The 13,342-nt window shown below is 69.1% G+C and carries 12 protein-coding genes; 9 read left to right on the top strand and 3 right to left on the bottom strand.

Features of this window, described 5'->3' with window-relative positions; translation table 11 throughout:
* Window positions 1-55 precede the first annotated feature (55 nt).
* The gene (glgX, locus tag AC0662_RS34310; protein WP_478305872.1) at window positions 56-2,152 is read right to left on the bottom strand and encodes a glycogen debranching protein GlgX; all 2,097 of its coding nucleotides are present in this window, start codon (window positions 2,150-2,152) and stop codon (window positions 56-58) included.
* A gap of 137 nt (window positions 2,153-2,289) precedes the next feature.
* On the opposite strand from glgX, the gene AC0662_RS34305 reads away from it, so the two are divergent.
* The 6 genes from AC0662_RS34305 to AC0662_RS34280 all read left to right on the top strand — a co-directional run bounded on the left by AC0662_RS34305 (window position 2,290) and on the right by AC0662_RS34280 (window position 8,087).
* Window positions 2,290-3,312: a Gfo/Idh/MocA family protein gene (locus tag AC0662_RS34305; RefSeq protein ID WP_478305871.1), complete on the top strand. Its 1,023-nt coding sequence runs from the start codon at window positions 2,290-2,292 to the stop codon at window positions 3,310-3,312.
* Entirely contained in the window at window positions 3,309-4,352 is a 1,044-nt protein-coding gene (locus tag AC0662_RS34300) for a Gfo/Idh/MocA family protein (protein WP_478305869.1), read from the top strand. Before AC0662_RS34305 ends, AC0662_RS34300 begins: the two co-directional genes overlap by 4 nt.
* Before the next feature lie 91 nt (window positions 4,353-4,443).
* Window positions 4,444-5,223, top strand: coding sequence for an enoyl-CoA hydratase/isomerase family protein (locus tag AC0662_RS34295; RefSeq protein WP_478305867.1), 780 nt, complete (start codon window positions 4,444-4,446; stop codon window positions 5,221-5,223).
* Window positions 5,223-6,167, top strand: coding sequence for a class I SAM-dependent methyltransferase (locus tag AC0662_RS34290; protein WP_478305865.1), 945 nt, complete (start codon window positions 5,223-5,225; stop codon window positions 6,165-6,167). The genes AC0662_RS34295 and AC0662_RS34290 overlap by 1 nt, the downstream gene beginning before the upstream one ends.
* A gap of 9 nt (window positions 6,168-6,176) precedes the next feature.
* Window positions 6,177-7,088, top strand: coding sequence for an acyltransferase (locus AC0662_RS34285; protein ID WP_478305863.1), 912 nt, complete (start codon window positions 6,177-6,179; stop codon window positions 7,086-7,088).
* A gap of 96 nt (window positions 7,089-7,184) precedes the next feature.
* Window positions 7,185-8,087 carry a hypothetical protein gene (locus tag AC0662_RS34280; protein ID WP_478305861.1) on the top strand — a complete coding sequence of 301 codons (903 nt, stop codon included), beginning with the start codon at window positions 7,185-7,187 and terminating at the stop codon, window positions 8,085-8,087.
* On the opposite strand, the gene AC0662_RS34275 is transcribed toward AC0662_RS34280, so the two are convergent.
* On the bottom strand, window positions 8,074-8,808 hold the full coding sequence (locus AC0662_RS34275; protein WP_478305859.1) for a class I SAM-dependent methyltransferase: 735 nt from the start codon (window positions 8,806-8,808) through the stop codon (window positions 8,074-8,076). The genes AC0662_RS34280 and AC0662_RS34275 overlap by 14 nt on opposite strands.
* A gap of 129 nt (window positions 8,809-8,937) precedes the next feature.
* Here AC0662_RS34275 and AC0662_RS34270 point away from each other — a divergent pair, with 129 nt between their 5' ends.
* The 3 genes from AC0662_RS34270 (at window position 8,938) to AC0662_RS34260 (ending at window position 11,643) form a co-directional block, all read left to right on the top strand.
* The gene (locus AC0662_RS34270; RefSeq protein ID WP_452201628.1) at window positions 8,938-9,732 is read left to right on the top strand and encodes an electron transfer flavoprotein subunit beta/FixA family protein; all 795 of its coding nucleotides are present in this window, start codon (window positions 8,938-8,940) and stop codon (window positions 9,730-9,732) included.
* A gap of 14 nt (window positions 9,733-9,746) precedes the next feature.
* Window positions 9,747-10,715, top strand: a complete 969-nt coding sequence (locus AC0662_RS34265; RefSeq protein ID WP_452201626.1) for an electron transfer flavoprotein subunit alpha/FixB family protein — start codon at window positions 9,747-9,749, stop codon at window positions 10,713-10,715.
* A 121-nt stretch (window positions 10,716-10,836) separates the two neighbouring features.
* On the top strand, window positions 10,837-11,643 hold the full coding sequence (locus AC0662_RS34260) for an NAD-dependent epimerase/dehydratase family protein (protein WP_452201624.1): 807 nt from the start codon (window positions 10,837-10,839) through the stop codon (window positions 11,641-11,643).
* Here AC0662_RS34260 and AC0662_RS34255 read toward each other — a convergent pair whose 3' ends face one another.
* Window positions 11,644-13,278: a hypothetical protein gene (locus tag AC0662_RS34255; protein ID WP_478305856.1), complete on the bottom strand. Its 1,635-nt coding sequence runs from the start codon at window positions 13,276-13,278 to the stop codon at window positions 11,644-11,646.
* Between the last annotated feature and the right edge of the window lie 64 nt (window positions 13,279-13,342).

Raw genomic sequence — 13,342 nt, 5'->3', positions numbered from 1 at the left:
CCCCAGACATGAACAGAAGGTGACCGCCGAATGTACAGGGGAAAGGTTAACGACCTCAGAGCGCGCGCAGCAGCACCAGACAGCGCGGTGCGAGCGGCACCGTCGCGCCGGCCTCTACCTCGGTCACCATGCTGTTGCTGGTGTCCAGCACCACCTCGTACGCCGGCGCCCACGACGCATCCGGTACGACGACGTTCCGCGTCTCGGGCGTGGCGTTGAGCGCGAGCAGGAACGAACTGTCGGTCAGCGCGTTGCCTTCCTCGTCGGTGGCCCGCAACTCACCACCGTGCAGGAACATCCCGATCGTGCGCAGGTTGCCGTCGAACCAGTCCGCGTCGGTCATCTCGCCACCGTGCGGTGCGATCCAGGACAGGTCCTTGCGGCCGCCAGGAACGACAGGCTGCCCGGAGAAGTAGTGCCACTGCCGCAATGTCGGATGAGCGGCCCGGAGCGCCAGCAGCTTCTTGGTCAGCTCCAAATGGTCGGACCAGGCGGCCGGCAGTGACCAGTCGAACCAGGAGATCTCACTGTCCTGGCAGTACGCGTTGTTGTTGCCGTGCTGTGTCCGCCCGCACTCGTCCCCGGCGGTGATCATCGGCACGCCGGTGGACAGGATCAGCGTCGACATCAGGTTCGCCATCTGGCGCTTGCGCAAGGCAACGACACCCTGGTCGTCGGTCTCACCCTCGTGGCCGCAGTTCCAGGACCGGTTGTCGTCGGTGCCGTCCCGGTTGTCCTCGTGGTTCGCCTCGTTGTGCTTGTGGTCGTAGCTGACCAGGTCGCGCAGGGTGAACCCGTCGTGCGCGGTGACGAAGTTGATCGACGCATACGGGTAGCGCCCGTCGTCGCCGTACAGGTCGCTCGATCCGGACAGCCGGTAGGCGAGGTCCTTCACGCCGTCGGACATGTTCCGCCAGATGTCCCGCACGCTGTCGCGGAACTTGCCGTTCCACTCCGACCACGGCGGTCCGAAGTTGCCCACCTGGTAGCCGAACGGGCCGATGTCCCACGGCTCGGAGATCAGTTTCACCCGGCCGAGCACCGGGTCCGCCGCGACCTCGGCGAGGAACGGATGGTCCGGGATGTCCACCTCGTGCCGCTCGTTGCGCACCAGCGTGACGGCCAGGTCGAACCGGAACCCGTCGACGCCCATCTCCTCGACCCAGTAACGCAGCGAGTCCATGACAAGACGCCGTACCTGCGGGTGGGAGGTGTCGACCGAGTTGCCGGTCCCGGTCACGTCGTACATGGCGGCGCCGTGCGCGAGTCGGTAGTACGCGCGGTTGTCGATGCCGCGGAAGCTCAGCGTCGGCCCGTCGAACCCACCCTCGGCGGTGTGGTTGTAGACCACGTCGAGGATCACCTCGATGCCGGCTGCATGGAACGCCGCGACCATCGCCTTGAACTCGGCCACCTGCTCACCGCGCGAGCCCGACGAGGAGTACGCCGAGTGCGGTGCGAAGAACCCGAGTGTGTTGTAACCCCAGTAGTTCGGCAGGCCGCGCGCCGCGATCGCCGGCTCGGTGAGGAACTCGTGGATCGGCAGCAACTCGACCGACGTGACGCCGAGGTCGGTCAGATACTTGATCACCGACGGATGCGCGAGCCCGGCGTACGTCCCACGCTGATGCTCGGGTACGTCGGGGTGCAGTTCGGTGAACCCCTTCGTGTGCAGCTCGTAGATGACCGTCTCACCCCAGTGCACCGGCTTGCTGATCGGGGGCGGCGGTTCGGACTCCGCGACCACCACACCGACCGGAACGTGCCCGGCCGAGTCGCCGTCGGAGGAGTCGTAGATCAGCGGGCTGCCGAAGTCGAGGTCGCCGTCGACGGCGCGCGCGTACGGGTCGAGGACCAGCTTCGACGGGTTGAAGCGCAATCCGTGCGATGGGTCGAACGGGCCGTGCACGCGGTAGCCGTAGCGCTGGCCGGCGCCGACGCCCGGCACGAAACCGGTCCAGAACTCGCCGGTGTGGGTGAGGTCCAGGTTCCGCTGACTGCCGTCGTCGGCGATCAGCGCGAGCTCGACCCGCTCGGCGGCCGGGGCCCACAGCGTGAAGGTGGTCCCAGCGGTCTGGACCACAGCGCCCGGACGCGTGCCGGTGCCTACGGACGGGCCGGTGGCGCTCGGGGCGGCGGTCGCTTCTGTCACCGGCACATTCTGCACAGTACGGGCGCAGTTCACGATAGTGAGGTGGTTGTGTTCGTGAGACGGTAGTTGCGAACGCCTGTGCGCAATGATACGCAAGGACCGTTCATAATTTACCCATCCCTGGTCATGGGGGACACATGTCGGAAGAGCTGGCCGGTCTGACCGTAGGTCTGATCGGCGCGGGCAACATCGCCCGCATCCACGCGCAGTCGTGGAAGGCCCTCGGTGCCCGCATCCTGGTGCACTCGCTCGAGGGCGCGCAGGAGCTGTCGGAACAGTACGGACTGGAGGTCGCACCGTCGCTGGACGCGCTGCTGGCCGAGGTCGAGTTCGTCGACATCGTCACGCCGTCGGCGACCCACAAGGAGCTCACGCTGGCCGCGATCAAGGCCGGCAAGAACGTGATCTGCGAGAAGCCGCTGACCCTCACCGCGGCTGACTCGCACGAGGTGATCGATGCCGCCGCGGCGGCCGGCGTGCGGCTGTACCCGGCGCACGTGGTGCGGTTCTTCCCGGCGTACAAGGCGGCGTACGACGCCATTCAGGCCGGGCGGGTCGGGGACGTGGCGGTCGCGCGGTTCTACCGTCAGGCCTCGTCGCCGGCGGGCGCCGGCTGGTACCGGGATGTGGCCCGGTCCGGTGGCGTGATCATGGACCTGATGGTGCACGACCTCGACCAGGCCCGTTGGCTCTGCGGCGAGGTCACGACGGTGTACGCCGCGCAGAACCCGCCGACCGTGGACGGCGTCAGCCCGGTCAACGTGGCCGCGCACGTCACGCTCACCCACGAGAGCGGTGCGATCAGCCACTGCCGCGCGACCTGGGGAGCAACCGGTACGACGTTCCAGACCGGCTTCACGGTGGCCGGGTCGAGCGGCGTACTGAAGTTCACCTCCGACAGCGGCAGCGGCTACAAGGAAGAGCTGCAGAACGGCGCCGCGGCGGGTGACCTGCTAATCCCGGAGTCGTCGCTGGGAGAGAGCCCGTACCTGGTGCAGCTGCGTGAGCTCGCGATCGGTCTGCGGGGCGGACCGGAGCCGCGGGTGCTGGCGTCGGACGGTGCGACCGCGGTGTACCTGGCCGAAGCGGCGCGTGCGTCGATGGAGTCCGGGCAGCCGATCGACATGAAGACCTTCGTCTCGACGGGAGCAGTGGCATGACGCTCAAGGTTGCGATCGCCTCGTTCGCGCATGTGCACGCCGGTTCGTACGCGCACCTGCTTGCGTCGATGCCGGAGATCGACGTACTGGCGGCCGATCCGGACGGTGCCGCGGCGCCGGACGCGCATCCGCGCGGCGCCGAGCTCGCGGAACGCTTCGGTGTCCCGTACGTCGACACGTACGACGAACTGTTCGCCTGGGGACCCGACGCGGTCATCGTGACCTCGGAGAACGCGGGTCACCGGGAGCTCGTCGAGCGGGCCGCCGCGGTCGGTGCGCACGTGCTCTGCGAGAAGCCGCTGGCCACCGAGGTCGCCGACGGCGAGGCGATGCTCGCCGCGTGCGAGGCGGCCGGGACGATCCTGATGATCGCGTACCCGGTGCGATTCGCGCCGTCGTACGCGCAGTTGCGGGCCAACGTCGAGGCGGGTCGCCTCGGTGACGTCTTCGCGATCCTCGGCACGAACAACGGGAAGATCCCGTACGACGCGCGCCAGTGGTTCACCGACGCGAAGCTGGCCGGTGGGGGAGCGCTGGTCGACCACACCGTGCACTGCGCGGACCTGATCGACGGCCTGACCGGCGGCGCGTCCGCCACCCGCGTGTACGCCGCGTCGAACCGCATCCTGCACCAGGACAAGAACGTCGAGGTGGAGACCGGCGGTCTGGTCACCATCAACTACGACAACGGGCTGATGGCAACGATCGACTGCTCCTGGAGCGTTCCGGACAACGGTCCGACGTGGGGCGGCGTGTCGCTGCAGGTGACCGGCACCAACGGGTCGGTGGAGATCGAGCCGTTCCTGCCGCACGTCGGCGGCACGGACGCGTCCGGCGAGGTCTTCCTGGGAATCGGCGGCAACCTGGACGCGTCGTTGCTCGACACGTTCCTGGACGCGGTGCGTACCTCCGGCCCGGCGCAGGCCGGTCAGGCGCCGGCCGTCGTACCGCAGCCGGACGGCGCTGTCGGCCTCCGCACGCTGAAGATCGTCGACGGAGCCCGCCGCTCCGCGGCCTCCGGCCAAGCGGTCGATCTTTAGGAGCCTGTAGTACCTCTGCTTGCTCTTGTCCGGTACGGTTCCCGGGGATGTGACCGATGGGTAGGCCCCGGGAACTGTAGAGGAGCGAGTGATGGGCGAGTTCGTCAATCTCACCGTGAGCGACGGGGTCGGCACGATCCGGCTGGATCGGCCGAAGATGAACGCGCTCAACGTGCAGGTCCAGGAAGAGATCCGGGCCGCCGCGCTCGAGGCGACCGCGAACGACGACGTCCGCGCGGTGGTCATCTACGGCGGCGAGCGGGTGTTCGCGGCCGGCGCGGACATCAAGGAGATGGCCGACATGTCGTATGCCGACATGGCCAAGCGCTCCGGTCCGCTGCAGTCCTCGCTGTCCGCGGTCGCCGCGATCCCGAAGCCGACGGTCGCCGCGATCACCGGATACGCGCTCGGTGGCGGCTGCGAGCTCGCGCTCTGCGCCGACTACCGGATCGCCGCCGACGACGCCAAGCTCGGCCAGCCGGAGATCCTCCTCGGCATCATCCCGGGCGCCGGTGGCACCCAGCGACTGTCCCGGCTGGTCGGCCCGTCCAAGGCCAAGGACCTGATCTACAGCGGCCGTTTCGTCGACGCCGAGGAGTCGCTGCGGATCGGCCTCGTCGACAAGGTGGTGCCGGCCGCCGAGGTGTACGACGCGGCCGTGGCATGGGCCTCGCAGTTCTCCAAGGGTGCCGCGATGGCACTGCGCGCGGCCAAGGAGGCGATCGACTCCGGACTCGGCGTCGACCTGGCCACCGGGCTGGAGATCGAGCGCACCCAGTTCGCCGCACTGTTCGCCACCGAGGACCGCACGATCGGGATGAAGTCCTTCGTCGAGAACGGCCCCGGAAAAGCCGAGTTCAAGGGAATCTGATGTCTGCAACCGAGAAGCCGGCCGCGACCGCCGAAGAGGTCGAGGCGGCCTGGAACGACAACAAGCTCGCCCAGGTGCTGTACCACGACTGGGAAGCGTCGACGTACGACGAGAAGTGGTCGATCTCGTACGACGAACGCTGCGTCGACTACGCCCGCGACCGCTTCACCGCGGTCGCCGGATCGCGCGGCTGGCCGTACGGCAAGACGCTCGAGATCGGCGCCGGCACCGGCTTCTTCACGCTGAACCTCAAGCTCGCCGGTGTCCTCGATGAGGCACACGTCACCGACCTCTCCCCGGGCATGGTCGAGGCTGCGAAGAAGAACGCGAAGACGCTCGGCTTCAAGGTCGAGGGCAAGGTCGCCGACGCCGAGAAGCTGCCGTACGACGACGACACCTTCGACCTCGTCATCGGGCACGCGGTGATTCACCACATCCCGGATGTCGAGCTGGCGTTCCGCGAGATGCTGCGCGTCCTCAAGCCCGGCGGCCGCTTCGTGATCTGCGGCGAACCCACGCGGTACGGCGACTTCGTGGCCCGGCGGCTGTCGCGCTTCACCTGGTGGGCGACCACGAACGTGACCAAGCTGCCCGCGCTGGCGCACTGGCGGCGGCCGCAGGAGGAACTGGACGAGTCGTCGCGGGCAGCCGCGCTCGAAGCGGTCGTGGACCTGCACACGTTCGACCCGGACACGCTGGCGCGGATGGCGTCGCGGGCCGGTGCGACGGACGTCTCCACCGTCACGGAGGAGCTGCTCGCGGCGTGGGTCGGCTGGCCGATCCGGACGTTCGAGGCCGCCGTACCGGAGCAGAAGCTCGGGTTCGGGTGGCGGATGTTCGCGTACAAGTCGTGGCTGCAGCTGTCGAAGGTGGACAAGGCGCTGTCGACCGTCGTCCCCGATGAGCTGTACTACAACGTCTCGATCACGGGTGTCGCGCAGTAAGGTGTGCTGATGCGGTTGCTGTCCGTGGCGAATCTGCGCTGGGTGGTGCGCCATCGGGCGTGGACGCCGTACTACCTGAAGCGCTACTGGCGGTTCGCCTGGTTCAAGCTGCGCCACCCGAACGTGATCACCGAGGGTTTCGTGTTCCTCGGCAAGCACCTGGAGATCGTGGCGCGGCCCGGTCACGGGCGGATCGTGCTCGGCAAATGGGTGCACCTCGGTGACGAGACCCGGCTGCGCGCGCACGAGGGCACGCTGCGGATCGGCGACAAGGTGGTGTTCGCCCGCGATGTCACGGTGAACTGCTACCTGGACGTGGAGATCGGCGCGTCGACGCTGATCGCGGACTGGACCTACATCTGCGACTTCGACCACAAGACCGAGGACCTCGACCTGCCGATCAAGGACCAGGGGCTGGTGAAGTCGCCGGTGCGGATCGGGCCGGACTGCTGGCTGGCCACCAAGGTCACCGTCACCCGCGGTACCGATATCGGCCGTGGTGCGGTGATCGGCGCCAACAGCGTTGCCCGGGGCAACATCCCGGCGTACGCCGTGGCTGCCGGCGTGCCCGCGGTCGTGGTCGCGGATCGCGCCGCCCGCTACGCCGCGACGGCTGAGCGCCGCAAATACCTGGCCGGCCTGGCCGAGGCCAACGACCGAGCGACCGACCTGCTGCACTCCGGCACCACTCCCACACCGGAGGCCGCCGCGACCGAGGAAACCGGGGGTGAGGGAGCTGATTCTTCGGCACCTGGACCGTCCCGGAGCGTCGCGGCCGAGGATGCGGCCGGTGATGAGGTAGAAGCAGATGGTGAAAAAGAGAGCCCCGAGGGGTTCTCAAGTTACTCACCAGTCGGGCACTATGGCCCCCACGTCAGGTCGGACGCCCACGACCCGATGCGAGTCGGAGAGGAGAAGTAGCGTGGCTGACCGGTCCGGACGTCTGCGGCACCTGGCGGCGCTACGTTGGAACCAGTGCTTGAAACGAACGAATCACACATGGGCGTGAAGCGAAGTATGGACCCGGAAACACAGGCAGCGGACGGCAGCGCGGCACCGGTAGCGGGCGCCCGCCGCCGCTTGTCGCCACGCCCGGTCCCGGTGAGTCGGCGTAGGAGACCGCCGGCCGACCCGGAGCGGGCGACCGTGGTGGCCACGGACGACGAACGGACCCCGGCTGAGGAGATGGACGACGTGGGTACGCAGGACGACAAGGCGACGGCCGCCGAAGCCGCGAAGGCCGGCACGGCGCCGGACGTGGACGCCGGCGCGAGCCCGACGGCTTCGAGTACGGCGACCGCGACGAAGGCTGCCCGCCCGAAGACGGCGGCGGAGATCGTCGCGGAGCAGCGGGCCCGCGAACAGGCGGCGGCCACATCGGCCGAGGCTGCGTCCGGTGCGGGCACGGCGGGTGCGGCCGGCTCGGAGGATGCCGCACCGTCGAAGCCGGCAGACGCCACGGACACGTCGGGTAAGGATGCCGCCGGCAACAGTCCGGCAGCGGCCCGGGCGGGCAAGCCGGCTGCGAAGGCCGGCGGCCAAACTGGTGCTGCGGGCAACAAACCGTCGACGGCCAAGGGCAGTTCGTCGGGCTCGTCCGGCAAGGGCAAGCAGGCGCTCAGCTCGGTCGGTTCCGGGGTCCGGAAGCTGCGGAACCTGATCGCCTCGGTGATCTGGCTGATCGCGGTGCTCGCGGCCGCCGTCCTGGCGCTCGGCGCGTTGTTCACGGCGCTCGACCAGACCAACCAGAGCAACGAGATCGTGCGCTGGATCCTCGAGCGCGGCCACGACCTGGTGGGTCCGTTCAAGGACCTGTTCCGGTTGCAGACCGCGAAGAACACGCTCCTGGTCAACTGGGGGATCGCCGCGCTGGTCTACCTGATCGCCGGCAAGATCGTCGAGAAGATCATCCGCCCGTAGGGGTACCGACCAGGATCAGGTCGAGAGATCCGTCCAGGTCTCCTGGGCGGATCTCGAAGTCCCCGTACGTCGTCGTCCGCACGAGCGCGGCCAGGTTGTCGTCCCACTGGTCGTGCTCGACCGCGAGCTGCGCGTCCACGCACGACCCGAACTCGTTCTCCCAGGCCGTCAGCCGTACGCCGTGATGGAGTCCGAGCGCGTGCGTGATCTCGAAGTGCGGCGCGAGCAGCTCGGTGAACTCGGCGGCTGTCAGTTCGCGGGTGTGGTACCAGTTCCCGCTCGGGAACGTCAGGCGGTTCGGCGTACTCAGGACCAGCGTTCCGCCCGGTGCGAGGATGCGCGCGCACTCGGCGACGAAGCGCGGCTGCTCCCAGAGGTGCTCGATCGTCTGCAGCGACGTGACGACCGTGAAGGCGTTGTCGGTGAAGGGCGTCTGCACCAGATTGCCGCGCACGACATTGAGCTGTGGATAAACCCGGCGGACGTGCCGCAACGTCGTATCTTCATAGTCGAGACCGGTCACGGAGTCCGTCCCCGCCAGGCGGAGCTGCTCCGCGCCGTACCCCTCGCCGCAGCCGGCGTCGAGGATCGGGCCGGTCTGTTGGATCGGCAGATTGGCCGTGATCCAGCGGTAGGCGGCGTCGTGGCGCGCGAACCAGTAGTTCTCGTGCCAGATCCCGGGCGCTGTTCTCTCGCCGGTGAGCGGTAACGTCTCGGTCACCTGGGTCAGACTAGTGCTGTCCTGGCGCCGGGTTGACTGTGATGGGACTCGCACCGGAGTTATGTTTCTCGCGAGTAACATCCGTGGCAGGCTTGGAGAGACCGTTAACCAGAAGGGGTCCCACACGCTATGAAGATCGTCGTCTGCGCGAAATTCGTGCCGGATGCCACCGCGGACCGCCGCTTCCGCTCGGAGGACAACACGGTGGACCGCGCCGGTGTCGACGGGCTGCTGTCCGAGCTGGACGAGTACGCCGTCGAGACCGCCCTGACCGTCAAGGAGGCCGGTGACGCCGAGGTGACCATCCTCACTGTCGGCCCGGAGCAGGCGGCCGACGCGGTGAAGAAGGGTCTGCAGATGGGGGCCGACGCCGGCGTCCACGTGGTCGACGACGCGATCCACGGTTCGGACGCGGTGGCCACGTCGCTGATCCTGGCGAAGGCGCTGGCCAAGCTCGAGGCGGACCTGGTCGTGTTCGGCATGGGCTCGACCGACGGCGGGATGGGGGTCGTCCCGGCGATGGTGTCGGAGCGGCTCGGACTGCCGGCCGTGACGCTGGGCTCGGAGGTGACCGTCGACGGGCAGACCGTCCGGATCCGCCGCGACGGCGACACCGCGAGCGAGACGATCGAAGGCACGCTGCCGCTGGTGCTGTCGGTGTCCGACCAGGCCAACGAGCCGCGGTACCCGTCGTTCAAGGGGATCATGGCCGCGAAGAAGAAGCCGGTCGAGTCCTGGTCGCTGGCCGACCTGGAGCTGACCGCCGACCAGGTGGGCGGGTCGAGCGCGTGGACCGAGGTGGTCGAGGTGACCGCCCGTCCGGCGCGCACCGCCGGCACGATCGTCACCGACCAAGAAGACGACGCTGCCGGCAGCGGTGCTATGCAGCTCGTCGAGTTCCTGTCCACGAACAAGTTCCTCTGAGGAGCGGCTGAGCTATGTCGAACGTTCTCGTTCTCGTTGACCACACCGCAGGTGCGGTCCGTAAGACGACCGCCGAGCTCCTCACCATCGCGCGCCGGCTCGGCGAGCCGGTCGCGGTCTTCATCGGCGACGGCGTGCAGGACGCGCTGCCGGCCCTCGGGCAGTACGGCGCGACCAAGGTCGTCGCGCTGACCGACGCCGACCTCTCGCAGTACCTGGTCGCGCCGAAGGCCGAGGCGCTGCAGCAGGTCGCGGCGAAGGTCGAGCCCGCGGCGATTCTGATCTCGTCGAACGCGGAGGGCAAGGAGATCGCTGCCCGGCTCGCGGTCAAGCTGGACTCCGGTCTGATCACCGACGCCGTCGACGTGCAGGCCGGCGACGCTGCTGGTGGCGGGAGCCCGGTCACCACGCAGTCGGTGTTCGCGGGCAACTTCACCGTGCAGTCGAAGGTCACCCACGGCACGCCGATCATCACCGTCAAGCCGAACGCCGCCACCCCCGAGGCCGCGGAGACGTCTCCGGAGGTGGAGGAGTTCGACGTCTCGATCTCCGACGCAGCCAAGACGGCCCGGATCACCGAGTCCAAGCCGCGGGCGGCGACCGGACGTCCGGAGCTGACCGAGGCCGCGATCATCGTGTCCGGCGGTCGGGGCACCGGCGGTGACTTCGGCCCGATCGAGGCGTTCGCCGACTCGCTCGGCGCCGCGGTCGGTGCGTCGCGTGCCGCGGTCGACTCGGGCTGGTACCCGCACGCCTACCAGGTCGGCCAGACCGGCAAGACCGTCTCCCCGCAGCTGTATGTCGCCGCCGGGATCTCGGGCGCCATCCAGCACCGGGCCGGTATGCAGACCTCGAAGACGATCGTCGCCGTCAACAAGGACCCGGAGGCCCCGATCTTCGAGCTCGTCGACTTCGGCGTCGTCGGCGACCTGCACAAGGTGCTTCCGACGGCCACCGAAGAGGTCACCAAGCGCAAGTCCTGATCCGCGGCGCCGCGTCGGTCACTCCTCAGCGGCCGGCGCGGTGACCCCACTCCAGCCCGGCTCGGATCCCCTCCCGAGCCGGGCTTTCACCTTCCCTGGAACTGATGGCTAGGGTTGCCCGATGCGGATCTGGGTGAGTGGGGCGCGCGGGAAGTTGGGGGCCGAGGTCTGCCGGCAGTCGGTGGCCGCCGGCCACGACGTGATCGAGGCGGATCTCGCGGGACCGGAGCCCGTCGATCTGATGGACCGTGACGCGGTCGCCCGGTCGATGCAGGGTGCGGAGGCGATCGTGCACTGCGCAGGCATCGCGAGCCCGGAGAACATCGAGCCGGTCCGGCTGCTCGAGCTCAACGCGATCACCACGTTCAACGCGCTCGAGGAAGCGTGGAAGCTCGGGATTCGTACCGCGGTCATCGCGTCCAGCGGGTCGATCTACGGCACCGCGTGGTCCCCGGAGGAGATCGGTACGCCGATCGTCCCCGTCGACGAGAACACCGAGCTGCGGTACGTCGACCCGTACGGGCTGACCAAGGACATTCTCGAAACCACAGGCCGGATGTATGCGCGTCGCGGCGTACAGGTGACTGCTCTGCGTTTCCACTGGATCCTCGAGCCGGACGAGGTACGCCGGTACATCGCGGACGCACCGCTCGAGGAGAACCGCCGCAACCTCTGGGGGTACGTCGACCTCGCCGAAGCGGCCCGTGCTTGTGTGCTGTCCCTGAAGCCGCGGACGGACGATCGGTACGCCGCGCTGGTGCTCGCCGCGGAGGACACCGGCCGCCACGAGCCGACCGCCGACCTGCTCGCCGACTACTCACCCGAGACGACGATCCGCACCGAGCTCAAGGGCACCGCATCGCTCTTCGACTGCCGACGAGCCGCCGACGTGATCGGCTGGACCCACACCAGCACGTGGCGCGGCTAGTCAGCTGGTGAGGTGGTCCCGGATCGTGGCGAGGTCGGCTGCGACGCCGGCCTGCCGGGACTCGGTGGCGTTCACGTAGGCGGCCAGCCCCTCCACAGCCGTGGTGCAGCGTTCGTTGAGGCGGGTCGCTCGATCGTCCGCCGCGGCCTTCTCGTTCTTGCTGTTGACCCGCAGCTTCCAGTACCGGGACGCAGCGACGCCGACCAGCACCAGACCGGCCACGATCCAGGCCCCGTGCACGAAGGCGAGACCGACCGCGACCAGTACGCCGGCCACCGCGAGTACCACCGGGACGGCGAGATTTCCCTTGGTGATGTCGCCGGCGCCGGCCTTGATCGACGCCATCGCCGAACCGAGTTCGCGCTGGTCCGGGCCGTCCGGGCGGATCGTGATCGTGTGCACGTCGACGTCGACCGAGACCTGCGCGGGGCTCGGGCGGCCCGCGACCTCGGCGAGTTCCTCGATGGCCGGCAGCACCGACGGTGCGATCACCCGCAGCGCGGCAGCCGGCAGGTGCGGCTCGTCGGTCTGGGCCAGGTCGGCGTCGAGCAGTTTCTCGATCGTGCCGACCGGGTCCTCGAGTCCTTCGGCCGTGCCCTCGCCCGATCCGCTGATCTGCGCCCGCAGTACCGCGACCCGCGCCAGCGGCTCCCGCTCCGGTTCGCTGCCTTCGGAGATCAGCAGCCGCAGCAGGGCAGGCGCACTGTCCCGCTCGGCGTTCGCCTCCGCGTCACCACGCTTCGACCGCCGCTTGGCACCGGCCGAGTCGCGGCCTGAGTCGCGGCCGGAGTTGCGGGCCGCGGCGTCGCCGGTGGAGTCCTGCTTGGCCGCGGTCTCCTGGTAGCCGAGGGCCGGGTCGGGCTCGCGGGCCGCGGTGTTGCCCGCGATGGTCTCGACCGCGTTGCGGACGCGGCCCAGCTGGACCCGGGCGGACTCCTGCTCGTTCACGGCGTCGAAGCGCGCGCGGGTGGTGCGTGGAGTCTCGCCGCGCTTCTCCAACCGGGGCAGCCAGCCGTCGGCAGGCGGAGCGACCGACTGGAGCCGTTTCACCACCAGCTCGAGGCCTTCCACGCCGAACCCGCCCCGCGCGGCCGTCGTCCACAGCACCCGTTGCGTCCGCGTCACCGTCCCGTCCGAAGCCGGTACGCCGAACGCCACGTCCAGCCATTCGCTCCGCACATCGTGCCGCAGCCCGAGCGTCGCCAATGCCAGCGCCAGGAAGGCCGACGTACGACGCTGGTCGAGCTCGAGGGCGGTGTGCAGGGCCTGGTCGTTCGGCTCGGACGAGTACAGCCCGATCAGCGCCTCGGTGGCGGGGCCGAGCCAGTACTGCGGGACCGGTGCGGCGACCGGCGGAAGCGCCGTACCGGATGCCATCGCGGAGAGGACGCGGCTCGCGTACCGGCGGAGTTCGGCGGCGTCGAGGAAGCCTGCCATCTCGTACCGGAGGTCGGACAGCTCGACGAAGGCGTCGAAGGCGGTCGACAACCGGTTGACGCGGTCCTGGAGTCCGCCCTGCAGTTTGGACAGCTGGGACTGCAGTCGCGAGGTCGCCTGGCGCGCGGACGACATCTCGCTCTGCAACTGCTCCAGCCGCTCGTTCTGCTCGCGTTCGACCCACCAGTCGTTGCTCATGTCCCCGCCCTGTCTGTGTTCCGGCCTGTCTGTTCCGGCTGCGAAAGGTGTCGCTCCCCGGAAG

The organism is Kribbella sp. NPDC043289, assembly GCF_056436705.1.
This window is presented reverse-complemented; position numbering and strand designations above follow the sequence as displayed.